The following is a 24,727-nucleotide window of genomic DNA, read 5'->3' as shown; positions in this document are numbered from 1 at the left end:
AGCAAGGTAGGATGGCGTGGCCAACGGAATGCCCGGATGAGCTTTAGGCCGCGCGGGCGCCGCGGTGGTGCGGGGCGGATGGTGGGTAGCGTGTGCGCGGGTGTCTTGATGCACGCCGCCGCGATGGGACAGGCGCCCACACCCCCCCGAGAAAACGGAAAACCTATTTACACGCTGAACACAAAGCAAGACGGGCGATCAGGGCAGCCGATGATCGACTTCGGCAATTCGAGCGTGATCGTCGAGACACACCTGTCAGAGTCGGGTCGGCCGGCCATCGCTACGCCCGGTATGCGTACCGCGGATCATTTCTTGGTGACTGAAGTGCGTTTACGTGCCGATGCCGGGGGTCAGCTTATCAAGCGGGGCGACGCTCCGCTACTGATCTCCAGGCCACAACCGGATTTCAAGGGCAGTGTTGTCGTCGAAGAGGGCTCGTTTCGGATCCATGACCTTGATGGTCCACAGTGGAACGAGGCAAAACAATTCACCGTCAAAAGCGGAGCGACTCTGATCGGTCACACGCGCGATGCGCCTGACCTGTCGGTTAAACCTGGCCGTCACACGCATATCCAGATCGAACCGCGAGGCACGTTGGCACTTGGCACGCCGCGCTCTTATCCCCATTACCTGCCCAGCGTGTTCGTCGTGCCGGGAGATCTGATCAGCGAGGGAACTGTGCGTGTACGCCGCAAGGGCATTAGCGGCAACACGCTATACGTATTGCGCGATTACCGTGCCGGTGTAGACAGCGCGCTACATCTATCTGCCGTGATTAACCCCGTCTCGGATAACACGGGTGGCTCCATCGCGGATAGCGTCAAGGTCGAGGGAGACCTCGTCGGATCGGCCACTGTCTCCATACGCCTGGTGGGGGAGGGAGCGCCACTTCCCTATACCGGGTCGCCACTCAAACTTATCGAAGTGGCCGGTGCTTCGGATGCGAAACTTACCCTCGTCGGGGACACTTCGTTAGGCGGTTTTGACTACTTCCTGGTGCAGGGCAATGAGAGTTTTGTCGACAAGGACGCCGTAAAGAATTGGTACTTGGTCTCGCTGCCGAAGTCGGGTGGTGCTTCGTCCATACTCGAAGAAAAGAACGATGCCCACGTACTGGAACTAAAACCAGAAATTGAAGAGATAACCGAGTATCTCTCGGCCGGGACACCGATCTCAATCTCGCAGCCTTCCCCGCCGGGCAATGACATCAAACCGGCCCCGCTCAACACGACCATCGAGATCAGGCAGTTCGTCTCGCCCTCGTCGATCGACAAGAATACACCACCGAAGCACGGCGTCCCGCCAACACCATCGCCAACGCCTCCGCCTTCGCCGCCGGTCGAGTCGCCGGTGTCTTTTTCGAGTTCCGCACCGCTCCCCCCGCGCAATCCTACGACGTCCCCGACGTCCGCGGATTCCAATAGCCCTTCGCATTCATCGACGCCACAGGGAAAATCGCAAACTGTCGCGGCCGAGGAGGTGACGATCACGACGAGCGGCCAGAACAATGAGTCCGCGGCTAGCCGCACAATAGTACCAACGCGAACGCCATTGCTCCCGTGGGAAACAACGCCCGTAAAGTTGAAGTCAGAGGCGGTGGTCGCCAAAACGCAAAGCCCGTCACACGTGTCGCATTCGCAGCGTCCCTCATCGAATGCACCAAATGAGGCTCTGAGCATCCCTGTGTCGACGTCATCTACCGTTCCGGCTCAGCCGTCGTCAAGCGTGTCCCCATCGGGGTCGGACAGCCTATCCGTATCGAGGTCGCCTAGCGTATCCGCATCGACGTCACCCGGCGCCTCCGTAACGACATTACAAAGCCAGCCTGTATCGCCGTCACCGAACACGCGCGTCCCTCCATCGCCGAGCCTTATTCCTCCAGCGGATGGCGAAGAATCGCATGCTTCCAATGGTGATGCAGCATCGGAATCTCAATCGGCCGTGACCGCCGATGATCATCTCAACGATGATTCAGATCCAGATCCCGGGTCAGATCCCGGGGCGGGCTCAGATCCCGAAGCGGGTCCAAATTCTGACCCTGGGGCGAACCTCGAAGTAAAACCAGAGCCGAAACCCTTAACTGTTCCTGTGTCGGACGAGCAGACAGCGGGCACTTCGCCGAACGAAGAGCCGCTCGAGCAAAATACCGATGATGAGGATGACAGCCAAGGAGCCACTAGCACACAGCAGCACGAATCCGAAACTGAGACCATCCAGGAGGAACCCTCGCTCATCGAGCATCGCCTGCCAGAGCTCCTGCATGCGAGAACCGCGATTCGGCCCGCGATCGGCTCATACCTGGCGAACGCCCATGCGGCGAATACGATGTTTCAGTTGACGCATAGCGACCGGGGCAATAGCTATGTCATGAATGAGGGGATAGCAGATTCGCCTACAGCGTGGATTCACTACAACGGATCGAAGTTGCATCTGAATGCCGCTGCGGGGCAATTACGTACACGCGGCGACAAGAACGTGGTCATCATGGGTGTTGATCTGGTCAGCCATGTGAATCGCCTTGACGAAAAGGTGGCGCTGGGGGTCATGTGGGGATATGGTCACTTCACCGGCCATACTCGGGCTCGGATGGCGGCTAACACGAGCATCGGCAGGGTCGACGGCCATGGCGTCGGTATCTATGGCACATACGGGCAAAGCCGCGGATCACAAAACGGGCTGTACGCGGATAGCTGGTTCCTATGGAATCACTTTAAGAACCGTGTCAGTGGCCCAAACTTCGGCTCCGATAAATATGATTCAAAGGGCATCACAGCGGCCGTTGAGCTTGGCTATGACGCCCCCCTCGGACAAGTCGGCCATGGCCAGTTCGTTCTGCAGCCGCATGCTCAAGTGATTTACCAAAACGTTCGATCGCCGAGCGGGCATCATGCGCACGACACGCAGATTGCATTGCAAAATCATGCGCGTACGCAATCCCTGCTGGGCCTGCGCGCGGCCTTGCGCATTCCCACTGGTGTCAGCTCCACGCTAAACCCGTATATCGAAGCGAACTGGGTCCATGCCAGCCGGGGTTATGCCGCGCGCGTGGACGATAAAACCGTCCACGCTAACAGCGGCCGCAGCGTCGGCCAATTAAAGCTCGGTATTGATGGCGCCCTTAATCCGCGTCTTTCCCTGAGCGCCGCGTTCTTTCATCAGAAGGGCAGCGGGGGATATCACGAAACGGGTGGCAACCTGGCTGTGCAGTATCGATACTAGGCGCCAATAAAAAACCACCGATGCTTGCGCATCGGTGGCTTCCCCTTGGGGTAGTTTGCTCATTCCGCGATGAGACACCGCGGTGGCAGCCCCTTTCGTTTTTAGCTGTGGTACGCCGATTCGCCGTGCGTCGTGACGTCCAGACCTTCGCGTTCCTGATCTTCCGGTACACGCAGGCCGCAGAGCATGTTGGCAATCTTGTAGGCGATCCAGGCCACCACGCCAGACCAGACGATCGTGATCAACACGCCTTCAAGCTGCACCCACACTTGGCCCAGGATCAAACCCGTGCTGTCGAGGCCGGGGCCGCCGAGCGCTTGTGCATTGAACACACCGGTCAGCAGGGCACCCACAATACCGCCCACACCGTGCACGCCGAATACGTCGAGCGAATCGTCAGCACGCAGCATACGCTTGAGACCATTCACACCCCACACGCAGATGCAGCCTGCAGCGATACCGATGATGAAGGCGCCGACGGGGCCGACCAGACCAGCGGCCGGGGTGATACCCACCAGACCCGCCACTGCACCCGATGCGGCACCCAGCATCGACGGCTTACCCTTGACGGCCCATTCGGTGATCATCCACGCCAACACAGCACCGGCGGTTGCAATCATGGTGTTGAAGAAAGCCAGGGTTGCATCGCCGTTAGCAGCCAGTGCGGAACCCGCGTTAAAGCCGAACCAACCCACCCACAGCAAGGCAGCACCGATAAAGGTCATCGGCAGGTTGTGCGGTTGCATGGCTTCACGGCCCCAGCCGACACGCTTGCCCACAACATAAGCACCGACCAGACCGGCCACACCGGCGTTGATGTGCACGACGGTACCACCAGCGAAGTCCAGCGCGCCGCGAGCATTCAGGAAGCCAGGGGCGACATCGGACGCGAACCAGACCATATGGGCGATCGGCAGATACGCAAACGTGAACCAGATGGCAGTAAAGACCAACACCGCCGAGAAACGAACACGTTCAGCGAAGCTGCCCACGATCAGTGCGCAGGTGATCCCCGCGAAAGTCGCTTGGAACGAGGCAAACAGCAGTTCCGTGATCGATCCGGACATAGCGTATTCACCGTCGGCCGGGGTGAACATGCCAGAGAAGAACGTGCGGGAGAAACCGCCGAAAAATGCGTTGCCTTCCGTGAATGCGAGCGAGTAACCGTAGATGAACCACAGCACCAAGCCCAGGGCAAATGTGCAAAGCACCTGCATCAACACCGACAGCACGTTCTTACTGCGAACCATGCCGCCGTAGAACAGGGCCAGACCCGGCACTGCCATCATCAGGACCAACAGGGTAGAGACAAGTAGCCAGGAAATATCCGCTTTATCCATTATTCATGCTCCCATGCATGCATTTTGTCGTTGTGTGTTTACAGTGCGGCTTCGCCAGATTCGCCGGTCCGGATGCGGACGACCTGTTCCAGCGGTGCGGTAAAGATCTTGCCGTCGCCGATCTTGCCGGTGCGGGCGGCTTGCTCGATGACTTCGACGACCTGGTCAACCAGGTGATCGGGCACTGCGGCTTCAACGCGCAGCTTGGGCAAAAAATCGACGGCGTATTCAGCGCCGCGATACAGTTCGGTATGTCCTTTCTGGCGTCCGAAGCCTTTGACTTCGGTCACGGTCAGGCCCTGAACGCCAATGCCGGACAGCGCTACCCGGACTTCGTCGAGCTTGAACGGCTTGATAATGGCGATAATCAGTTTCATGGCAGTTCCTATGAGGGTTGCATTCACGCCTGATCACTTAAGCAATAGGTGTGCCAACTTTTAGGCATGCTGGGGAACTCGAGTTTTTCCCCGTAGCAATGGGTTTGCGGCGTCTGGCAGCGAACGTGCATTGAGGCTTCGGCCCCAATGTGGTGCAACGCACCGAAATCGATCTGCCCCAAAGTGGTGCAACGCACCAGCGCGGCGCTTCTGAAACTAAATATGTGCGAAAGGGCTGTCTTGTATCGAATTGATGCGACTCTTTCGTCGCGTCTCAGCATTCCGTCAAATACTATGAAACTACGGTTTACATGACGTGCCTGTTCAGTTCCTTAGGCGTCAGAGAGAATGACTACGCCCGGATGCAAAACGATAGGCGCTCGCGAGAGGGCCGTGTTGCTAGGCAACGGGCGCGTTTCTATTTCTCCTGTGCTTTGAGGCGGTGCCGTTTCGGCCCGCCCATTTTTTTGTTGGCTACCGGAGGCCACCACGATTCATTCGCCGCGGTGGCCATCATTCCACCTGGTATCGAAGCGCGAAGCGGGTCATAACGGCGAACATCCTGGAATCCCAGACGGGTCCGATGGCCATTGCCCTTGAGGTCTATATCCAGACCCGTTAAAATCGATCTCAACACGGCCCACCCCTCTGCGTCGAAAGATGTACGGGTGGGTTTTCTTTTGTGCCGACCATGTCTACGTACAACAAGCCCTACCTCACCTGCGAGCAGCAGCTGTCCCTACTGAAGGACTGTGGTTTGGACGTTACCGACGAGGCCGCAGCGCTAGCGTGCTTGCGCCGCATTGGCTACTACCGGCTGAGTGCGTATTGGTATCCGCTGCGCCAGACTGTGCTGTTGCAAACTGCTGGGTCGCCGAAGGTTGCCGTGCAGCGGGCTGACGCGTTCCGCCCAGGCAGTAGCTTCGAGCAGGTCCTGGCCCTTTATGTCTTCGATAAACGACTTCGCCTGCTAGTCCTTGATGCTATCGAGCGCATCGAGGTGGCCTTGCGAGTGGATGTGTCTTACCGTCTGGGTGAACGTGACCCCTTCGCACATATGAACCCTGCCATGCTGCATGGGAACTTCGCCAAGAAAGTACATCCGGCAACGGGTCGCACAGCCCATCAAAATTGGTTGGATAAGCACCAACAGATGGTGGCGCGCTCACGGGAGGATTTCGTCAGGCACTATAAGCAAAAGTACGGCGAGCCATTTCCCGTCTGGGTAAGCGTTGAACTATGGGACTTCGGCATGTTGGCCACCTTTTACCAAGGCATGCGGGTGGATGATCGAGATGCGATCGCCGAGCGCTACGGCTTACCCGACGGCCAGCTTTTGCAAAGCTGGCTCAGAGCATTGAATTTCGTGCGCAATGTTGCGGCTCACCACAGCCGTTTGTGGAACAAGAATCTGGTGGATCAGCCGAAGTTGCCGCGTGCGGGGGTGATGCCGGCCTTCGACCTCGTGATCGGCCAGCCGGCCGTCGCCTCACGCTTGTTCGTGATGCTGTGCATTTTGCTGCACCTGATGCGCGTCGTCAGCCCGAATTCGACGTGGCCTGCGCGGTTGCGGCGATTGCTCGATGACTTCCCGGCGGTGTCCGGCTTGTCGGTGGCTGATATGGGGTTTACTCCAGGTTGGGAAAATCACCCGCTTTGGCAGGAGCGGCCGGAGACGTCTTGCTTCCATGTTCCTTAATTGGCATCGTCAATGCACTTATGCTAGTTCTGATGGCGAGTGTTACCTCCGAAAAACGCAATCCCATCGAGCTCGTAACTGGCTGTCCATAAATGCCTTTTAATTCACATCGAGCTTCATCAGAAATCGCAGGCCGACGTTTTTTATTTGCGCGGTAACGGTCTACACTGTGCATATCGAGAATCACCATGCGAGGACGTATGAACCGCAATCAGTGGATTGAAGATCTACAGAAGAATGTGTCGGACTTAATTGCGCGCAGCCCGGCGGCCGATCTTGAACGCAACGTCAAGGCCGTGATGAGCCAGGCGTTCACGCGCATGGATTTGATTACGCGCGAGGAGTTCGACGTCCAGACCGATCTGCTGGCCCGTGCGCGCGAGCGCGTCGACCAGTTGGCTGCACAAGTGCAACTGCTGGAGACCCGCATCGTGGCGCTTGAAAGCAAGTCCGCGCAGGGGCAAAGTACAACATCGACGCAAGGCGCCGTACAGACGCCAAGTTCAACCCCCACTCCAGGCCCGACGCCTGAGCAGCTATAAGCCTGCTCCGATGTGCCCGGCACCTTGCTTGATGCCGGGCGCGCGGCAACTGGCGCGCTGTCAATTTATGGCTCTCCGCCACTTTCCATCGCCACGCGAGACGGGTCGAGGCTTATCGAAGCAAATCGAATTCCAGCTTGACAAACTTCGTTGGGAATTCGAGGCGCGCGAAGTAAATCAGCCAATGTGCGTCGCAGGCATAGCGGCGCACCTCCGCCACGCTCTCACCGACATTCAAATTCAGCGCGCGGGCGGACTGAATCCCCGCGCCCGCGATGGTGATTTTCTGACGTGCCTCGTGCAGTGTCAGGTCGGGGATACGGGCGATCACCGATGCAGCGGCAGAGTTTAAGAATTCGCCGCGATGCGCGCTGAATAGTTCATCGTCAATATAGACTTCACTAAAGCAGTAAGGCACGTTGTCCTTGACATGCAGGCGGCATAAATAGCGATACGCGGGAGCGTACGCCCCCTCGTAGTGCATCCCCAGGTCCGGCAACTGTTCGACCGCGTCCTCGCGGTCCACGATGCTTTCCGTGCCGAGCACATCGCTTAACGCTACGGTCTCTTCCCAGTTCGACGGGATCTGCAATTCCGTCACGCTGGGAATTTTCGCTTCGACAAAGGTGCCGATCCCGCGGCCGCGACGGATATAGCCCTCGTCCTCGAGAATGCCAATCGCGTTGCGCAGCGTCATGCGCGCCACGCGATACTGCGCCATGAGCTCTTCCAGCGAGGGTATCTGCGCGCCCGGCGCCCACACCCCCTGCGCGATATTGCGACGGAACTCCGAGGCCAGTTGCAGATAAATCGGTTGTTTACTGCGCGAGAGCACCTCGGAAGCGTGCATTTTGGACAGGGTAGGGAGGCTAGGGCGTCGTGGCATAGGCGCGTATTCTACGATCGTCGGTTTAAAGTCCGTCCAACAGTTCCTGAGCGGCGCGTCGAAGTTCGTGCTTTTGCACTTTGTTCGAGTTGGCGCTTTGAACCGTCGGGAACTCGTCTACGAACACCACGCGTACCGGTACCTTGAACTTTGCCATCGAGCTTGCACATGCGGCGATGATGGCTTGCTCGGTCACGTCGCCATCCTGCGCGCGGATGACGAATGCCACGGGCACCGTTTTGCCGGCCTGTTCCGCGCCCACGATCTGAACGGCTTGTACGCCTTCCAGACCGCGGATGAATGACTCGATCTCCATCGGGTTGACCAGAAAGCCGGCTAAGCGCAGGTGCTCGCCATCTCTACCTTGGAAGATGAAGCTGTGCTCGTCCAGCGTATAGCCCAGATCGCCCGTGCAGAAATATCCATCGGGGCGCACCGCTTTGAGCGTGGCTTCCGGATTGTCCAGGTATTCCGACATCAGGCTGGGCGCTTTGATTTCGATCTGCCCGATGGCGCCGTGTGGCAGAATTTTGCCTGTGTCCGGATCGACGGCACGCACCCGGCCATCTGGCGAGGCCAGTGTCCCACCCGCGATGCGACGATGCTGCCATTCCGCGTCTAATCGGTGTCCCGCGACCAGCGCCTGCAACTCGCTGGATCCGTATAACCCGGCGATAGGGACCCCCGCAGCGCGCGCCCGCTCAGGCAAATCATCCAGCGATGGGGCGAAGCTTGCAAACCCTACATAGCGCAGGCTGGGAAACGGATTTGTCTGGGAGGGTGCTTCTTTCAGCACCAGGTCCAGCCATTCGTTGTTGGCATGCGTGTGCGTCACGCCGTGCTCAATGATTTGCCGACAGGTGGTTTTCGCATCGAACACCGCCAATGACACCAGCGTGGCGCCCGGCACCAGGCCGCTTAACATGGTCGAAAAGCCAAATGCTCCGCAAAGCGGCGCGGCAATCAGCACCACGCTGTGCTCGTCAACGCCATAGGCACGCGCCGCGATGGCGCCGTGCATGGTCAAGCCTTTTTGACGATGCAGTACCAGCTTGGGCGCCGACGTGGTGCCAGACGTGGTGTAGACCAGCGCGCCATCGTCTTGCTCGCCGGGTTCGGCGATTTCGTCTGACACGCTCGCTGCGTCGCCATAGGCGATGAGGTCGGCGCCGGACACGACATGACGCAGCTGTTCATTGACCGACGCATCGCCCGCTACGACCAACACGCCGCGTAGCTGGCCAAGTATGGCCGGCTGCACGCGGTTCAAGATATCGATGAAGGGCAAGCCCTTGAACCCTGGCCAGCAGGCCAGCCATTTGCAGCGCCCGCGTTCCAACAGCTGGCCGACTTCGTGCTCTTTAAACCGCGTGTTGACCGCGATGACCGTCATGCCGAGCCGTGCGCAGGCCAAAAACGTCGTCAACCACTCGACGCAGTTCGGCATCCACAGGGCGAGCCGGTCGCCGCGACGCGCACCGCGTGATTGCAATAGCGCCGCCAGGCGATCCACCTCGGCCAGCAGGTTAGCGTAGTCGACTGCCCGGTCCTTATCCTGAAAGGCGATGCGCTGCGGCGCGCTGCGGGCATGCTGAGTCAGCAGCGAGTAAAAATCCATGTGCCGCTCCTTAGATCGTGGCGATAGGCGTCACCGGTGATCCCACCGCGCCCGGCAGGCGCAGCGGCGGAGCGGTCAACAAGAACCGGTTGCGCTTGGCTGCATGCAGTGCTTCTGCCAGGTCTTTCAGATACCACAACTCGGCCAGCGGCAGGCCCAGCTTAAATAAGCAATGGTGGTGCAGTGGCAGCAGCGATTTCTTGCCTTCGCGATCGCGCGCCGGATAGGCTTCTACGGCGTAGTTATCAGCGCAGATCGCGACAATGCCGCTATCGGTGATCCATTGCTGTAGCTGCTCATCCGCACCATCCAGCACACTGCAGGCGCCGTGCAGGACTTCGGAATCGGGCTCGCCAGCCATTTCCATGATGAGTTCGGCAAAGCCGGTACGCAGCACCAGCATGTCGCCGCGTTCGACGATCACACCGTCTTTTTCCATGACCGACATCAGTTCCCGATAGCCGATCAATTGACGGTTGCGGCCATAGTGGCGTGTGAAATCCACCAGCACGCCGCGGCCTTGCATTCCCTTTACCGCAAAATTTTCGATTCCCAGCTTTTGCGCGCCCATCGCGTGCGTGCCGCTGCCGCAGCAATCGCCATGATCCTCGCCATGCGGGGCGTCGAGAATATCCTTGCCTGCTGCATAACCGTTGTAATAGACCTTGCGAAGCGTACCGTTGCCATCGGCATCAAACTGCGCGCCGACATGGGCCAGTGCATCCCATTGCGTCGAATACTGCAACGACATCAACACCTGATCGTCGCTCAGCACGTCGATGGACGACGCATCCAGGTTTTCCATGGGGAAATTCATGTAGGGTACGCCATCGCGTTCGGTGCCCGACAGGCGCGGCGGTTTACGACGCGGGTTCAACGCCATGCCGCCCGGCAGATCCAACGGCAGCGACAGGCAGAATGCGCGTCCTTCGCGTACCTCGCTCACGCCTTTCAGGATCTGCTCGGGGCCCAGCAGGTTAACGCGCCCGAGTTGATCGTCCTCGCCAAAGTCGCCCCAAGTCGAACCTTCGGGTCGTTTCGTCCAACGCTTCATATCGTGTCTCTTTTTAATTGATGGAATGTTGAAGAGGCAGGGCTTGATGTCTGCCGTATTCGTCTAGGGAATGGTTTGTACGTTGAGTCAGGCCGCGCCGATGGACACACCACCGCAGACCAGATGGGTTTGCCCGGTCACAAAGCTGCATCGCTCGTCGAGGAAATACGCGATCGCGTGCGCAACTTCCTCAGGCCGGCCCATGCGGCCGACGGGGATGCCTGACAGCAGTGACTGGGTGCGGGCGTCGTCGGGATCGTTCACGCCAGCAAAGAATTCGGTGGCGATAGGCCCCGGCGCCACGGCGTTTACCGTCACGCCGTAGGGGGCGAGTTCGAGCGCCCAGGTGCGCGTCATGCCGATCAACCCGGCCTTGGTCATGCTGTAGACCGTGCGCCCCGGTTTGCCGAGCGCGGCGCGCGAGGAGATATTGATAATGCGCCCTTGGCGTGCCGTCTTCATCCCGGGCGCCAGATGTTTCGTGAAGCGAAGCGCGACTTCGACATTGAGCTGTACCGCGCGATAGAGGTCCTCGATCTGGACGTCTTCCAGATTGTCCGTGGGCACGAGGCCCACGTTGTTGACCAGCCCGTAAAAAGGCTGATGCACGGCTAGCGCGAGAAAGGCCTCGACCGCCTTGGAATCCGCCAAATCCACCGTATGGAATTCCATGTCGGCTGGCAGGTCCGCGGGCCGCGTCCGCGCGACACCCACCACCGAGTAGCCATCCTCATGCAGGCGCTGGCATATCGCCCGGCCGATTCCTTTGCTGGCACCCGTGACCAGCACGCGCTTTGTACTCAATGTCGTCTCCTTCGCGGTCAGATTCAGTTTGGGCTGCAGCGTAGCGCATCGTGTCCAGCCAGATCTATTAGTACAAACATCTATATATGTGACTGTTTAGGTGTGCAAAATTACGGTCGTCCAATGGACGGCGGCCGGGTGAGTGAATGCCGGTCAGGCCGTAAGCAAACTACAAGGAGACACGTATGAAAATGGCATCCCTATGTCGTCTGGCGTTCGCGGTGAGCGCGACGCTTGGTGCAACCGCAGTGGCGCAGGCTGCTGACTACCCTCAGAATCCCATTTCCCTGGTCGTGGGCTACGGTGCCGGCGGCGGCACCGACGTCTGCAATCGCGCGCTCGCCGTCGATGTGGGCAAACGCCTTGGTCAGACGGTCGTGGTGGAAAACCGCCCGGGGGCAGGCTCTTCGTTGTCGGTCAGCTATATCATCCGTCAGCGCCCCGACGGCTATAACATCGCGTCGCTGTCGACTGGCGGACTACTGAATCAGGTTCTCACACCCAGCACCAAATATGACGTCACCACCGACCTGACGCCTGTCGCCATGGTGGCCCAGTATCAGGTCGGTCTGCTGGTGCGCGCCGACTCGCCCTACAAATCGGTAGAGGAGCTATTGAAAGCGGCACAGAAAAAGGGCGAGTTGAGCTACAGCACGGCCGGCGTTGGTACGCCTCAACACCTGACGTCCGAGCGCCTGGCGCAGGAAACCAAAACGCGCTTGACGCATATTCCCTACAAGAGCGGCCCCGAGGCGATTACGGCATTGCTGCGTGGCGATGTGGATTTCATGGCCCAGACCGCGGAATGGGTGCCCTACGTACGTGACGGCCGTCTGCGCCTGTTGGCCGTCTACACCGATGAGCGGATGAAGGGGTTCGATGCGCCTACGCTAAAGGAACTCGGCTACGACCTCGTCGCACCCAGCTTGCTCGGTATTGCCGGGCCGAAGGGCATGGACCCCGCAGTGGTCAGTAAGCTTCAAGACGCCTTTGAACAAGCCACCAAGACCCCCGAATTCGCGAACTGCTCGGATCAGTTCGGTCTGAAAGTGGATTTCAAGGGCTCCAAGGAATTCGGCGACTATCTCAAGAACACGTTGACGACCTGGCGCCCCTTGCTCGAACAGTACGCGGCAAAGGAGTAATGAAGGATGAGTTCGACCCATTCCCTATCTTGGCTCGAATGGCCGTTCCTGGACCACACGCATCGCGAGCTGGCGATACGGCTGCGCGACTGGTGCGGCGAGCGTGAACTTCCCAGCGAAGACGTTTCCCCGGAGCAAGCTTGCCGGGAATGGGTCGCGGCGTTAGGCGCGGCGGGCTGGCTGCGCTATAGCGTGCCAGCCGGCCCAGACGGGGCCTATGGCGGCGCGTTGGACGAATTGGATTCGCGCAGCCTTTGCATTTTGCGCGAGACGCTGGCTGGCCACCATGCCTTGGCCGATTTCGCTTTCGCCATGCAGGGTCTGGGCAGTGGCGCAATCTCGCTCGCGGGCAGCGACGCGCAAAAGCGCGCCTACCTGCCGGCCGTGGCGCGGGGAGAAAAAATCGCCGCGTTCGCGCTGTCGGAGCCCGAGGCCGGATCGGATGTCGCCGCCTTGTCTTGCGCCGCGGTAAAGGAGGGCGACGAGTACGTTCTGAATGGTGAAAAAACCTGGATATCCAATGGAGGCATCGCGGATTTTTATTGCGTCTTTGTTCGCACCGACCCCGATGCTGGCGCACGGGGCGTTTCCGCTTTTATCGTGGACACCGATACGCCGGGCCTCGAAATCGCAGAGATGATCGACGTCATTTCCCCGCACCCCTTGGCGACGCTGCGCTTTACCAACTGCCGCGTGCCGGCCAACCAGATGCTAGGTGGGTTGAATCAAGGCTTCAAGCTCGCGATGCAGACCTTGGATGTGTTTCGCACCTCCGTCGCCGCCGCCGCCGTGGGCTTTGCCCGCAAGGCATTGGATGCCGCTTTGCATCACGCCGCATCCCGGCGCATGTTTGGCGGCACGCTCGCCGATATGCAGCTTACCCAGGCCGCCCTGGGCGACGCGGCGACTGATATCGACCAAAGCGCCTTATTGACCTATCGCGCCGCCTGGGTGCGTGACGTTCAAAAACGTCCCCCGACCATTGAAACCGCGATGGCAAAAATGGCTGCCACCGAAAGTGCCCAACGTGTGATCGATCGTATGCAGCAAATGTTTGGCGGGCTGGGGGTCAAGCGCAATCATCCGCTGGAACAACTCTATCGGGACATCCGGGCGTTGCGCATTTACGAGGGCGCCACAGAAGTGCAAAAGCTGATCATCAGCCGCGGGTTATTGAAATCGCTGTCGTAGGCCAACGGACCTGACCCGGATATCGCGCAACGGGCGGGTACGTTAATCGACCGTCGTGGAGCGTGACATTATGGTCACGCTTTGACCCATTGCGAGTGGAGTCTTTGTTCATACTATTGCCTCCTATCTATTTGGGGGCGATATGACGCTCGCAATTCTCGCCAGCCGAGCGCTGGCGGGTGCCGATGCGCCCGCCGTGCGAGTCGAGACTCACCTGGGCGTCGGCTTGCCTGCTTTTACCGTAGTCGGCCTGCCAGATACCGAGGTGCGTGAAAGTCGTGAGCGCGTGCGCGCGGCGATCGTCAATAGCGGCTTTGAGTTCCCCAACGGCCGCATTACCGTCAATCTGTCGCCGGCTGACTTGCCAAAAGCCTCGGCCCGTTTCGATTTACCCATTGCGCTGAGCGTGCTACTGGCATCGGGCCAGATCGCGATTGACGATGGCAAGGGCGAGGTCGTCCCGTTAGCTTTGCAGAACATGGTGTTCGCCGGCGAGCTTTCCTTGACAGGAGCCCTGGTGCCGGTGAGGGCGGCTTTAGTGCTGGCAATGGCCGTGTCACGAGAGCAGCCCGGCGCTACCATGATTCTGCCCTCGGCGAACGCCGCGGAGGCCGCATGGGTGCCCGATTTGAATGTGCTGGCGGCCAATACACTGGCGGAAGTCGCCGCGCACCTTATGGGTAATGCCCGACTACCGAAGGGCGAGCCTCGGGCATGGAATCAGATGGACGCTCCCCCGTGTCTGTCCGATGTGCGCGGACAACCCATGGCGCGGCGCGCGCTGGAGGTAGCCGCCGCAGGTGGGCACAGCATGTTAATGGTCGGGCCGCCCGGCGCGGGCAAGAGTATGCTCGCTCAACGTTTGCCCGGGTTGCTGCCCCCGCTCACGCGGGTGCAAGCGCTGGAATCGGCCGCGATATCTAGCCTGACCGGTCAGCCGGCCACGGCCTTGCATCGTCAGCCTCCGTTTCGCGCGCCGCACCATGGGGCTTCCGCCGTGGCGTTGATTGGGGGTGGCGCCGTTCCCCGTCCGGGGGAAATCAGTCTTGCCCATCATGGCGTGCTGTTTCTGGACGAATTGCCGGAATTCACTCGAAAATCGCTGGAATCATTACGCGAACCGCTCGAGACGGGCAGGGTAGCGATTGCGCGCGCCCGACATGCCGTCGAGTATCCGGCACGGTTTCAGCTCATCTCGGCCATGAACCCTTGTCCCTGCGGCTGGCGCGGTCACCCCAAACGCCCCTGTGCCTGTACGCCTGACCAAGTGGCGAGATATGTCAGCCGCTTGTCGGGGCCGTTGTTGGATCGGCTGGATTTGCTGATTGAGCTGCCGGCGACCGGGACAGATTGCCTGGAACTGCCGCCGGGAGAGCCGTCCGAGGCCGTGCGAGAGCGCGTCGCGCGTTGCCGGGCATTGCAGCAAGAGAGGCAAGGGGGCGTCAATGCCAGACTAGAAGGCGCCGCTATCGATGCGCACTGTGAACTGGAAACGGACGCACAGCAACTGCTGGTCAAGGCGATCCAGCGCCTGCACGGTTCGGCCCGGGTCACGCACCGTGTGCTACGGGTTGCGCGTACGGTGGCGGATCTCGATGCCCAGCCGCGCATCCAGGCTCGTCATGTGGCCGAGGCCCTTCAGTATCGATGTCGGCTCGGATGAGCGACCGGGGGACGGGCTATCCCGGTTGGTGATAAGACGAGCGAGGGATTGGGTCGGACAGCAGCGTCGCGCAGTGTCCATTACCCATCCTCTTGTACGAAGTGGCAACCGAATTAGACAACCGGACCAAAATCACCATATAATCAAAGGCTTTCCTGGTTGCGCCAGGGAAAAACCAGAAGTGAATCCAGGTCCGGCAAGTCTTGCCGTGGCGGTAGGGCGGTAGCTCTTCCGTGCGACAGGCACCTGTGTATTCATATTAAATCAACATATGTAGGAATCATCATGCCCAAGATGAAGACCAAGAAAAGCGCTTCCAAGCGCTTTCAGGTTCGCGGCAGCGGATCCATCAAGCGTGGCCAGGCTTTCAAGCGCCACATCCTGACCAAGAAGACCACCAAGAACAAGCGCCAGCTGCGCGGTTCGGCGGCGGTTCATGAAACCAACGTGGCCTCCGTCAAGGCCATGATGCCTTTCGCTTGATAACGGAGATCTAATATGCCTCGCGTAAAACGCGGCGTTACCGCCCGCGCTCGTCACAAAAAAGTCATTGCCGCCGCCAAGGGTTACCGTGGCCGCCGCGGTAATGTATTCCGCATCGCCAAACAGGCGGTCATGCGTGCTGGTCAATATGCTTACCGCGACCGCCGCAACAAAAAGCGCACCTTCCGCGCTCTGTGGATCACGCGTATCAACGCAGCTGTGCGTGAGCATGGCATGAGCTACAGCGTGTTCATCGCTGGTCTGAAGAAGGCTTCGATCGAACTCGACCGCAAGGTTCTGTCCGATTTGGCCGTGCGCGACAAGGCTGGCTTTGCCGCCATCGTGCAACAGGCCAAGGCAGCACTGGCTGCCTAACGTGCGCTGATCGCATCGCGCATTACCGCAAACGGGGCTTTTTGGCCCCGTTTGCGTTTTGTTCGGGGCCGTTCCTGGTAGAACACCCAAGACAGAATTCGTGTCGGGACGACCTTGTGGTTCGGCCCGACAGCTCCCTAGGCAGACTTCCCTAGGGGGTTGCTCCGGTCCGAGCCCCTGGTGGGGACGGGCCGGGCAGCAGCCCGACTGGTGCGGCGTGGGGGTACTTTTTATGGCACTGATTCCATGACTTTAATGGCTGAAGACCTGGTCACCCAGGCCAAAGAACGATTCGCCGAGGCCACCGACGCCGCGGCGCTGGAGAATGCGAAGGCACGCTTTCTGGGTAAAGACGGCGCATTGACCGCGATGCTCAAAGGCTTGGGCAAACTCGATCCCGAGCAAAAACGCGAGATGGGCGGGCGCATCAACCAGGCCAAACAGCAGATCGAGGTCTTGCTGAATCAACGCCGCGCCGAACTGGCTCAGGCCGAGCTCGATGCTCGTCTGGCTGCCGAAACAATTGACGTGACCTTGCCCGGCCGTGGCCGCGCGATGGGCGGTATTCACCCCGTTGCCCGCAGCTGGGAACGCGTCGAGGAAATCTTCCGCTCTATCGGTTTCGATGTGGCCGACGGCCCCGAGATCGAAAACGACTGGACCAATTTCACCGCGCTGAACAATCCGCTGGATCACCCGGCGCGCTCCATGCAGGATACGTTTTACGTCGATCTAAAAGATGGCGACGGCCTGCCGCTTTTGCTGCGTACTCACACCAGCCCCATGCAGGTGCGTTACGCCCGCATGAACAAGCCGCCCATCAAGGTCATCGCCCCGGGTCGCACTTACCGCGTCGATAGCGACGCGACGCACTCGCCGATGTTCCATCAGGTCGAAGGCTTGTGGATCGCCGAGGACATCTCCTTTGCCGATCTGAAGGGCGTCTACACTGATTTTCTGCGTCGCTTCTTTGAAAGCGACGATCTGGTCGTGCGATTCCGTCCGTCGTTCTTCCCGTTTACCGAGCCCTCGGCCGAGATCGACATGATGTTTACGTCGGGCCCCAACCGTGGCCGCTGGCTGGAGATTTCCGGTTCTGGTCAAGTGCATCCTCAAGTGGTGCGCAACTTCGGCCTCGACCCCGAGCGTTACATCGGCTTTGCGTTCGGCTCCGGCCTGGAGCGCCTGACGATGTTGCGCTATGGCGTGAACGATTTGCGCCAATTCTACGAAGGTGACCTGCGTTTCCTGCGCCAGTTCAACGAATAACCGACGGCTGATCATGCAATTTCCTGAATCCTGGCTTCGTGCCCTGGTCAATCCCACGATCACTACTGACGAACTGGCGCATCGGCTCACCATGGCCGGCCTCGAAGTCGAAGAAACCGCGCCCGCCGCACCGCCTTTCTCGGGCGTAGTCGTCGCGCATATCGTCGACATCGCGCCGCACCCCGACGCCGACAAGCTGCGTGTGTGTCAGGTCGATGATGGCTCGGGCGAGCCGCTGCAGATTGTCTGCGGCGCACCCAATGCCGCGAAAGGACTGACGATTCCCTTGGCTCGCGTGGGCGCCGAACTGCCTGGCGGCATCAAGATCGGCGTGGCCAAAATGCGCGGCGTCGCGTCCTCGGGCATGCTGTGCTCGGCGCGCGAATTGGGTCTGTCGCAAGACCACGCCGGCCTGCTTGAACTGTCGAACGAACTCAAACCCGGCACGCCCATCCGCGAGGCGCTGGATCTGGACGACACGCTGTTCACGCTCAAACTCACGCCTAACCGTGCCGATTGTCTGTCGATCCTGGGTGTGGCGCGCGAAGTCGCTGCGCTTACGGGCGCGCCTTTGTCGGTACCGACGGCCGTCGCCGTCCCGGTCGCATTGCAAGACCGTTTACCCGTAAAGGTCTCCGCGCCGGATCTTTGCGGCCGATTCGCGGGCCGCGTCATTCGTGGCGTCAATGCGCGCGCAGCGACACCCGAGTGGATGAAAACGCGACTGGAGCGGGCAGGGCAGCGCTCGATCTCCGCACTGGTCGATATCTCCAACTACGTGATGCTGGAACTCGGCCGTCCCTCCCACATTTTCGATCTGGATAAGATCGGTGGCGACGTCGAGGTCCGCTGGGCATGCGAAGGCGAGACCCTGGAGTTGCTCAATGGACAGACGGTAGAACTCAATCCCAAGGTTGGCGTCGTAGCAGCCGGCGATCAGGTGGAAAGCCTGGCCGGCATCATGGGCGGCGAAGCGACCGCCGTGACGCTGGACACGACCAACATCTACGTGGAAGCCGCGTTCTGGTGGCCCGAAGCCATCGCTGGCCGCGCCCGCCGCTACAAGTTCAGCTCCGAAGCCAGCCATCGCTTCGAGCGCGGCGTGGATTACGCGAGCATCCCCGAACACTTGGAATTCATCTCGCGCCTGATCCTGGATATCTGCGGCGGTCAGGCAGGCCCCATCGACGATCAAGTCGTCAATCTGCCCGAGCGCAAGCCGGTGCGCATGCGCCTGTCGCGCTGCCACCGCGTGCTGGGTGTCGCGGTGTCGCAAGCCGATGTCGCGCAGATCTTTACGAACCTGGGTTTGTCTTTCAAGTTGGACGGCGAGGACTTCATTGTCGATCCGCCTTCCTACCGTTTCGACCTCGAAATCGAGGAAGACCTGATCGAGGAAGTCGCCCGCATCTACGGTTTCGAGCGTCTGCCCGACGTGCCGCCGGTTGCGCGCGCGCAGATGTTCTCGCAACCTGAAGTGCGTCGTGGCCCGCATACGCTGCGCCGTCTCGCGGCCGCTCAGGATTACCAGGAAGTCGTCAACTACAGCTTTGTGGAAGCCGACTGGGAACGCGATTACGCCGGCAACGACAATCCGGTGCGTCTGCTCAACCCCATCGCCAGCCATCTGTCGGTGATGCGTTCGAGCCTGATCGCCGGCCTCGTGGCGAACATCCGCTACAACGCCAACCGCAAGCAATCGCGGGTGCGCGTCTTTGAACTGGGTCGCGTATTCCTGCGCGATGAGGCGCAACAAGATGGCCCGCTGTCAGTGGCCGGTGTGAATCAACCTCTGCGTCTGGCTGGGGCCGCCTGGGGCCCAGCCGTCGAAGAACAGTGGGGTGTGAGCACGCGTCAGGTCGATTTCTACGATGTCAAAATGGATGTCGAGGCGCTATTCGGCGCGCGCGCCAAACAGCTGCGATTCGTCGTGGCGCAGCATCCTGCGCTGCACCCGGGACGCAGCGCGCGCATCGATCTAGACGGCCGCGCTGTCGGCTGGATCGGCGAACTCCACCCGCGCTGGGCGCAGCAATCCGATCTGGCGCATGCACCCGTCGTGTTCGAGCTGGATGTCGAAGCCTTGTCCGAAGGTCAGCTCCCGAAGGTGCGCGAATTGTCCCGCCAGCCGGTCGTGGTACGCGACCTGGCGCTTTGGGTCGATCTGCAAGTTTCCGCGCAGGCGATGCTGGACACCGTGGCGGCCGCCATCGCCGCGGATGCTACATTGTCGGTTGTGCAAGACGTCAGCCTCTTTGACGTCTGGCGCGATAAGGCTCAAGACGGCAAGCCCGTCACGGAGAAGAGCCTGGCGTTCCGCTTCTGGCTGCAGGACACGGAAGTTACACTGGATGAAGCCCGCGTGGCCGATTGTCTGGCCCGAATTACGCAAGCTCTGGTTAGCGCCCATGGCGCGCGCCAGCGTACTTGATCATGGGGATAGCTATGCTCGCCGAGCCGCGTACCTTAACCAAAGCCGAGCTGGCCGAAATGTTGTTCGAGCGGGTCGGCTTGAATAAGCGCGAGGCCAAGGATATCGTCGATACGTTTTTCGAAGAAATCCGCGACGCCCTCGCTCGCGGCGAGGCGGTGAAGCTCTCGGGCTTCGGGAATTTCCAGGTGCGTAACAAGCCGCCGCGTCCTGGACGCAATCCGAAGACCGGCGAGACGATTCCCATTGCCGCAAGGCGGGTGGTCACGTTTCATGCCAGCCAGAAGCTCAAGAGCATCGTCGAGAACGTCGAGCCCAACGGCCTCGACGAGAGCGAGGAGTGATACGCTTTGTCGGCAATTGTCATCGGCACCCCGATCATCACGGCTTAAAATTTACCCATGACTCGTCCTGAACCTGCTGTGGCGCTTCCGCCCATTCCCGCCAAACGCTACTTCACCATCGGTGAAGTCAGCGACCTGTGTCTCGTCAAGCCTCATGTGCTGCGGTATTGGGAACAAGAGTTCACGCAGCTCAGTCCGGTAAAGCGTCGTGGTAACCGTCGCTATTATCAGCACCACGAAGTCTTGCTGATCCGTCGCATCCGGTCGCTGCTGTATGAGCAAGGCTTCACGATCAGCGGTGCTCGCAACCGCTTGGGCGACAACCGCGATATGCCGCACGATCAGGATGCGGCTGTCCGGTTGAGCGGCGCGGAACTACAGGCCTTGCGTAGCGAGCTTGGGAATATCTCAGCCATGTTGGGCGAGGTGTTAAAGCCGGTCGTTGACGTAGCAACTAACGACGCGACTCGCGGCTAACGCGGGTCGATTCGGCTCAGTCTGACTATGCGCCAAAAAATTTTCGTGTTTTTATAAAAAAAGGCCTGCAATTCTCTGCAGGCCTTTTTTTCTCTGCTATAATCTTTTTCTCTTCGGGGCGTAGCGCAGCCTGGTAGCGCACTTGCATGGGGTGCAAGGGGTCGCGAGTTCGAATCCCGCCGTCCCGACCAGCAATACCAAAAGGGCTTACAGAGTCTTCTCTGTAAGCCCTTTTTCTTTTGTGCCTCGGCTTCGCCATCAGGTGGCGAGATTGCGCAAAGGTTCCGTAGTTCCGTCTTATTTTTTTTGTAAGACGAAACTATTCTGGGACAGAGGACATCATTGCGGGGTGTTTTAACTCTCCTTGCTTGTCCATCGTCGTTCAGACTGATGGACATGCCTTCCTGAGGAACGCATCTCCCTTTCCTCTGTCTTGTTTCACCTGATATGAACGTCGATTTTTTGTCCCGTACCTGGGCCGCTGCCTTGGCGCGAGACGCGCATTCCGCCTCAGACCCATTCACCCCACAATCCACTAAAGTCCCCGGCAGCACGCAGGCTACCGAAGCCGACTCTTGCCCAGATCGTGTGGCGCGATTGTTGCGTGAGGCAAAAGGAGACCTTGAGACTGCCTTGATTGAAGCCGCGCTACTGGGCGATGTAGAGTGCGTGAGGGCGCTTGTCCTAGCTGGTGCGGATCTGAACGCGGCGCTTTGTGGACTCGCACAACGCGAAGCCGTTGAGCCGGCGGGTCTGCTTATCAAGGTGGGGGCAGATCCTTCTGTCGCGCTGCTGGACGAAGTGAGTCGCCAGCTCCACACTGCTGAGCCATACTCTCATACCATCAAGGTGCTAGTATTTCTTGGAGCTAATCTTTCTGTCGCGCTCACATCGGCAGTGGCCAGTGATGCCACCGTGCAGGCGCGCGCACTGCTGCTAATGGGAGCAGATGGCGAGGCCGTCATGATGTCTGTATTGCAGAATAATGACGCAGCGGGGGCACGATGTTTGATCGACGCGGGCATGGATGTCACGGCAGCGTTGCAACGGCTGGCACAGCAGGGTGATGTCGCCCGCGTGAAGCTGTTGATTGGTGCACAGGCCAAGGCAACTCAGGCATTCGTTGCGCTGGCTGCCAGCGGCAACGTCAAGGCCGCCAGCGTGTTGCATGCTGCCGGAGCAAACGCGACGCCAGCGTATCAGCGTTTGCTCGGTGCGCGTGACGTGCGTGCCGTGAAATGTTTGGTCGAATCCGGCGCAGATACGTCAACGGTACTATGTGATTGTCTGTCGGCACGGGATCATGCAGCTTTAGCGTTGCTGATCGCAGTGGGCGCGAACGCAAAGACGGAACTCATCGCTGCCGCAGGTAGTGCACGTTGGCTGGATATGATCCAGTTGATTGTAGCCGGGGCGGATACTGGCACCAGGATGACGGCCACGAAGGGCAGCGCGATTTCTCAAAATCTGGATCGAGCTACCTTTGAGGCGGTGGAGCTGCTGTCGCGTTTGGGCGACGCAGCGGACGAGGACGTCATTGCCAGCGTGTTCAAGGTGGCCGATCGCCTGGTGCGTTTGGGCCCCGACGCCTGCCGTCGGATGATGTTCAGAATCAGACAGCCGGCTCCAAACGATTTCTTTGAGCTCTTCACGTTGCGTCTGAGCTCGCGAAACTGGTGCAACGCCAAGACGTTGATTGAGAAACCGCGCGGAGACGAGTCGGCGGGCATGCTGTTGACCATGGCGGTGAAACAGAACGACCGTGCGGCGCTGGAGCTGATTCTGGCCGCCGGCGCGAGTCCAGAGGTGCATTTCCAGGCGGCGCTTAATCGTGATGATTTGACGCAGGCAGCAATGCTGCTTCGCGCTGGCATGGATAAGGTTCAGGCGTTTCGGATGCTGGTTCTCAATGGCAAATTTGAGCTCCTGGGACGCCTGGTAGACATGGGGCGCTTGGATGAAATCGAGGTGTTGTGCGAGATGCAGCCAGACGAACTGGCTGATGTCCTCAAGATACTGATCCCCCGGGGGGGCGATGGCAGCAGTCTGTTATGTATGGCGTATGTCCGTGGAGAAAAGGCGCTCTTTAGCGCACTGCTCGCCGCGGGTGCTGACCGTTCCCGCGCGTTGGTGTACGCCATTGATGCCGCGGAAATCTCAACGACTCGTGCGTTAATCGACGCTGGGGTCAACCTGCATACTGCATTGATGCATGCAATCAACACGGACAGTCCCTCCGCGGCGACGTTGATATTACTCGGAGCCGACCCGTCGATAGCCCTTATGCAGGCTGTGGAAACCGGGCAGACCAAACTTGGCGCGCTGCGCGGGGGTGCGCGGGTTCCCGATACACGCGGCACGGGTGCCGCAAAGCCTACTAGTACAACTGCCAGCGCGCCGGTTAGCAATGCGCCGACGCGTGCGGTGTTGGAGAGCCTCGCAAAAGACGAAGAAGGCGTCGCTGTTTTGGCCTCCCTGATCGCGGGAGGGGTCTATACCGTGGACGCGCTCATCGACGTGGCAAAAGACGGCGACGTGCGGCTAGCCCGGACCTTAATCCAAGCAGGCGCGGATTCGGTCATGGCGCTCATGGATGCGGTGATCACCCGCAACCGTCAGGCTGCTGCGGTGTTGATTGCTGCGGGGGCTGAGGCCCACTTGGTCTTGAATGCAACCGCCCATAGAAAGCGGCGCGCTGCTCAAGCCTTTATAACTGAGGCTCAGCGCGAGGCGGCCAGCGTATTGCGGCGGGCGCACCATTATCCCGTTGACGCGTGAATGGACGACCCGCGATCCGCCTTCATGTTAAGACGCTTGATACGCGGGCATGGCGCGCCGCCCTAAGTAAAAACCCTAGGATCGTGCTATCGTATAGGTCTGCGTCACCATTCTTCAACGACGTCGCTATGCCACGTATCAATGTAAAGCAGGGCGAACTCGCTCATTGGCTGCAGCTTATCGCCGCCGAGCGCGACACCGGTCTGGCCCCGGATGCCGTTCCGTCCAACGTCCGGGAAGGCCTGATCCTCCTGTCATGTGTGACCGAAAGCGAACAGGGCAGGCTGATGGTCACCGAAAAAGGCAGGCTCTCATTGCGTATGGCGGGGCCTGACGCAATTCATTTGTCTTAGTTCGCGGACAACGCCGTCTTTATTAGTTCCATGCCCCGATATGACCGCTGATTCGATTCAGGTGGGATTGTCGGGTATTGCTCTGTCTTTAGCACACACCCGTCGCTGACTTGCCAGTACATACCAGCGCAGCAGTGTTGCAAGCCATTAGGGAATCTCCCAGCAGGTTTCGTCACGATTCCTTATGGTTTGAGCGCGGTCATGACCAACTTAACCGGTAAGATGAACTTGCGTGACTAAGACGAGTCCAATTTTTGTATGCCTGGATCCCGCCGAAGTCGCGCGTGGATTCACGCGTTTGGATAACCGACTGGGAGGAAGCATGCAGCATCATGACCAGGAAGTCCTGATCGACGTATCCACGGCAGCCATGGATACCGGCGGATATGGAGTACTGCTGACGGTAACGGCTGAGGGAGGCACCGAAGTGGATGCCGCCTTTTCCTATTTGGGCGACTGCGCATCGTTGCATGAAGCACGAGACCGCGCAGAGATTTTTGCCCAAGATTGGCTAGAAGAAAATCTGGTTCGTTAATGTAGGCATTCGGCAGGGGGCGGCTAGCACGCATAAGTAGTAGTGACTTTGAGTCTGACAACGTTGACTTGTGTGCATCTGAGTTATCGTTGCTACTTTGTGATTTATTGCGCGCGCAGCACGCACCCCTGGCCCGATGGTCAA

21 protein-coding genes and 1 tRNA gene are annotated in these 24,727 nt (G+C 59.6%); 16 read left to right on the top strand and 6 right to left on the bottom strand.

The features are described 5' to 3' along the window. Positions 1–108 precede the first annotated feature (108 nt). Positions 109–3,219 (top strand): autotransporter outer membrane beta-barrel domain-containing protein, encoded by a 3,111-nt coding sequence (locus tag GOQ28_RS14040; protein WP_160356890.1) that lies wholly within the window; start codon positions 109–111, stop codon positions 3,217–3,219. Positions 3,220–3,320: 101 nt separating this feature from the next. Here the strand turns inward: GOQ28_RS14040 and amt are convergent, their stop codons facing one another. Next, on the bottom strand, positions 3,321–4,559 hold the full coding sequence (gene amt, locus GOQ28_RS14035; protein WP_160356889.1) for an ammonium transporter: 1,239 nt from the start codon (positions 4,557–4,559) through the stop codon (positions 3,321–3,323). Positions 4,560–4,597: 38 nt separating this feature from the next. Then, the gene (locus GOQ28_RS14030; RefSeq protein ID WP_160349079.1) at positions 4,598–4,936 is read right to left on the bottom strand and encodes a P-II family nitrogen regulator; all 339 of its coding nucleotides are present in this window, start codon (positions 4,934–4,936) and stop codon (positions 4,598–4,600) included. A 691-nt stretch (positions 4,937–5,627) separates the two neighbouring features. On the opposite strand from GOQ28_RS14030, the gene GOQ28_RS14025 reads away from it, so the two are divergent. Both GOQ28_RS14025 and GOQ28_RS14020 read left to right on the top strand, forming a co-directional pair. Next, the gene (locus GOQ28_RS14025; RefSeq protein WP_160356888.1) at positions 5,628–6,635 is read left to right on the top strand and encodes an Abi family protein; all 1,008 of its coding nucleotides are present in this window, start codon (positions 5,628–5,630) and stop codon (positions 6,633–6,635) included. 200 nt (positions 6,636–6,835) lie between these two features. Then, positions 6,836–7,177, top strand: a complete 342-nt coding sequence (locus GOQ28_RS14020; protein ID WP_160349077.1) for an accessory factor UbiK family protein — start codon at positions 6,836–6,838, stop codon at positions 7,175–7,177. Between the two features lie 112 nt (positions 7,178–7,289). On the opposite strand, the gene GOQ28_RS14015 is transcribed toward GOQ28_RS14020, so the two are convergent. From GOQ28_RS14015 to GOQ28_RS14000, 4 genes are all read right to left on the bottom strand, one after another. Beyond that, positions 7,290–8,063, bottom strand: a complete 774-nt coding sequence (locus tag GOQ28_RS14015; RefSeq protein ID WP_160349076.1) for a GntR family transcriptional regulator — start codon at positions 8,061–8,063, stop codon at positions 7,290–7,292. Between the two features lie 25 nt (positions 8,064–8,088). After that, positions 8,089–9,681, bottom strand: a complete 1,593-nt coding sequence (locus tag GOQ28_RS14010; RefSeq protein WP_160356887.1) for an AMP-binding protein — start codon at positions 9,679–9,681, stop codon at positions 8,089–8,091. 10 nt (positions 9,682–9,691) lie between these two features. Beyond that, positions 9,692–10,735, bottom strand: coding sequence for a cyclase family protein (locus tag GOQ28_RS14005; RefSeq protein ID WP_160356886.1), 1,044 nt, complete (start codon positions 10,733–10,735; stop codon positions 9,692–9,694). Positions 10,736–10,822: 87 nt separating this feature from the next. Next, positions 10,823–11,539, bottom strand: coding sequence for an SDR family oxidoreductase (locus GOQ28_RS14000; RefSeq protein ID WP_160356885.1), 717 nt, complete (start codon positions 11,537–11,539; stop codon positions 10,823–10,825). Positions 11,540–11,724: 185 nt separating this feature from the next. Between GOQ28_RS14000 and GOQ28_RS13995 the strand changes: the two genes are divergently transcribed. The 13 genes from GOQ28_RS13995 to GOQ28_RS13935 all read left to right on the top strand — a co-directional run bounded on the left by GOQ28_RS13995 (position 11,725) and on the right by GOQ28_RS13935 (position 24,583). Continuing rightward, on the top strand, positions 11,725–12,684 hold the full coding sequence (locus tag GOQ28_RS13995) for a tripartite tricarboxylate transporter substrate binding protein (RefSeq protein ID WP_160349072.1): 960 nt from the start codon (positions 11,725–11,727) through the stop codon (positions 12,682–12,684). Between the two features lie 6 nt (positions 12,685–12,690). Beyond that, positions 12,691–13,875, top strand: a complete 1,185-nt coding sequence (locus GOQ28_RS13990) for an acyl-CoA dehydrogenase family protein (protein ID WP_160356884.1) — start codon at positions 12,691–12,693, stop codon at positions 13,873–13,875. A gap of 142 nt (positions 13,876–14,017) precedes the next feature. Beyond that, positions 14,018–15,538: a YifB family Mg chelatase-like AAA ATPase gene (locus GOQ28_RS13985; RefSeq protein ID WP_160356883.1), complete on the top strand. Its 1,521-nt coding sequence runs from the start codon at positions 14,018–14,020 to the stop codon at positions 15,536–15,538. Positions 15,539–15,823: 285 nt separating this feature from the next. Then, positions 15,824–16,021, top strand: a complete 198-nt coding sequence (gene rpmI, locus GOQ28_RS13980) for a 50S ribosomal protein L35 (RefSeq protein ID WP_012249552.1) — start codon at positions 15,824–15,826, stop codon at positions 16,019–16,021. A gap of 15 nt (positions 16,022–16,036) precedes the next feature. Next, complete coding sequence (gene rplT / locus GOQ28_RS13975; protein WP_160349069.1) at positions 16,037–16,396, top strand: 50S ribosomal protein L20; 360 nt, start codon at positions 16,037–16,039, stop codon at positions 16,394–16,396. A 246-nt stretch (positions 16,397–16,642) separates the two neighbouring features. Continuing rightward, a complete protein-coding gene (gene pheS, locus GOQ28_RS13970) occupies positions 16,643–17,665 on the top strand; it encodes a phenylalanine--tRNA ligase subunit alpha (protein WP_160356882.1) in 1,023 nt (340 codons plus the stop codon). A 13-nt stretch (positions 17,666–17,678) separates the two neighbouring features. Beyond that, positions 17,679–20,096 carry a phenylalanine--tRNA ligase subunit beta gene (pheT, locus tag GOQ28_RS13965; protein WP_160356881.1) on the top strand — a complete coding sequence of 806 codons (2,418 nt, stop codon included), beginning with the start codon at positions 17,679–17,681 and terminating at the stop codon, positions 20,094–20,096. A gap of 2 nt (positions 20,097–20,098) precedes the next feature. Then, the gene (locus tag GOQ28_RS13960) at positions 20,099–20,440 is read left to right on the top strand and encodes an integration host factor subunit alpha (RefSeq protein WP_160349066.1); all 342 of its coding nucleotides are present in this window, start codon (positions 20,099–20,101) and stop codon (positions 20,438–20,440) included. Between the two features lie 57 nt (positions 20,441–20,497). Further along, complete coding sequence (locus GOQ28_RS13955; RefSeq protein WP_160349065.1) at positions 20,498–20,917, top strand: MerR family transcriptional regulator; 420 nt, start codon at positions 20,498–20,500, stop codon at positions 20,915–20,917. Positions 20,918–21,031: 114 nt separating this feature from the next. Beyond that, positions 21,032–21,108: transfer RNA gene (locus GOQ28_RS13950), tRNA-Pro, on the top strand. Between the two features lie 256 nt (positions 21,109–21,364). Then, entirely contained in the window at positions 21,365–23,695 is a 2,331-nt protein-coding gene (locus GOQ28_RS13945; protein WP_160356880.1) for a hypothetical protein, read from the top strand. Positions 23,696–23,823: 128 nt separating this feature from the next. Continuing rightward, on the top strand, positions 23,824–24,048 hold the full coding sequence (locus tag GOQ28_RS13940) for a hypothetical protein (RefSeq protein ID WP_160356879.1): 225 nt from the start codon (positions 23,824–23,826) through the stop codon (positions 24,046–24,048). Positions 24,049–24,370: 322 nt separating this feature from the next. After that, positions 24,371–24,583: a hypothetical protein gene (locus GOQ28_RS13935; RefSeq protein ID WP_160349469.1), complete on the top strand. Its 213-nt coding sequence runs from the start codon at positions 24,371–24,373 to the stop codon at positions 24,581–24,583. Positions 24,584–24,727: the final 144 nt, after the last annotated feature.

It is taken from the genome of Bordetella sp. 02P26C-1, from assembly GCF_009763255.1.
Taxonomy (GTDB): Bacteria; Pseudomonadota; Gammaproteobacteria; order Burkholderiales; family Burkholderiaceae_B; genus Bordetella_A.
This window is presented reverse-complemented; position numbering and strand designations above follow the sequence as displayed.

Coding starts and splice junctions, on each gene's coding strand:
- GOQ28_RS14040 (WP_160356890.1), top strand. CDS start 109: ATGCACGCCGCCGCGATGGGACAGGCGCCCACACCCCCCCGAGAAAAC.
- amt (WP_160356889.1), bottom strand. CDS start 4,559: ATGGATAAAGCGGATATTTCCTGGCTACTTGTCTCTACCCTGTTGGTC.
- GOQ28_RS14030 (WP_160349079.1), bottom strand. CDS start 4,936: ATGAAACTGATTATCGCCATTATCAAGCCGTTCAAGCTCGACGAAGTC.
- GOQ28_RS14025 (WP_160356888.1), top strand. CDS start 5,628: ATGTCTACGTACAACAAGCCCTACCTCACCTGCGAGCAGCAGCTGTCC.
- GOQ28_RS14020 (WP_160349077.1), top strand. CDS start 6,836: ATGAACCGCAATCAGTGGATTGAAGATCTACAGAAGAATGTGTCGGAC.
- GOQ28_RS14015 (WP_160349076.1), bottom strand. CDS start 8,063: ATGCCACGACGCCCTAGCCTCCCTACCCTGTCCAAAATGCACGCTTCC.
- GOQ28_RS14010 (WP_160356887.1), bottom strand. CDS start 9,681: ATGGATTTTTACTCGCTGCTGACTCAGCATGCCCGCAGCGCGCCGCAG.
- GOQ28_RS14005 (WP_160356886.1), bottom strand. CDS start 10,735: ATGAAGCGTTGGACGAAACGACCCGAAGGTTCGACTTGGGGCGACTTT.
- GOQ28_RS13995 (WP_160349072.1), top strand. CDS start 11,725: ATGAAAATGGCATCCCTATGTCGTCTGGCGTTCGCGGTGAGCGCGACG.
- GOQ28_RS13990 (WP_160356884.1), top strand. CDS start 12,691: ATGAGTTCGACCCATTCCCTATCTTGGCTCGAATGGCCGTTCCTGGAC.
- GOQ28_RS13985 (WP_160356883.1), top strand. CDS start 14,018: ATGACGCTCGCAATTCTCGCCAGCCGAGCGCTGGCGGGTGCCGATGCG.
- rpmI (WP_012249552.1), top strand. CDS start 15,824: ATGCCCAAGATGAAGACCAAGAAAAGCGCTTCCAAGCGCTTTCAGGTT.
- rplT (WP_160349069.1), top strand. CDS start 16,037: ATGCCTCGCGTAAAACGCGGCGTTACCGCCCGCGCTCGTCACAAAAAA.
- pheS (WP_160356882.1), top strand. CDS start 16,643: ATGACTTTAATGGCTGAAGACCTGGTCACCCAGGCCAAAGAACGATTC.
- pheT (WP_160356881.1), top strand. CDS start 17,679: ATGCAATTTCCTGAATCCTGGCTTCGTGCCCTGGTCAATCCCACGATC.
- GOQ28_RS13960 (WP_160349066.1), top strand. CDS start 20,099: ATGGGGATAGCTATGCTCGCCGAGCCGCGTACCTTAACCAAAGCCGAG.
- GOQ28_RS13955 (WP_160349065.1), top strand. CDS start 20,498: ATGACTCGTCCTGAACCTGCTGTGGCGCTTCCGCCCATTCCCGCCAAA.
- GOQ28_RS13945 (WP_160356880.1), top strand. CDS start 21,365: ATGAACGTCGATTTTTTGTCCCGTACCTGGGCCGCTGCCTTGGCGCGA.
- GOQ28_RS13940 (WP_160356879.1), top strand. CDS start 23,824: ATGCCACGTATCAATGTAAAGCAGGGCGAACTCGCTCATTGGCTGCAG.
- GOQ28_RS13935 (WP_160349469.1), top strand. CDS start 24,371: ATGCAGCATCATGACCAGGAAGTCCTGATCGACGTATCCACGGCAGCC.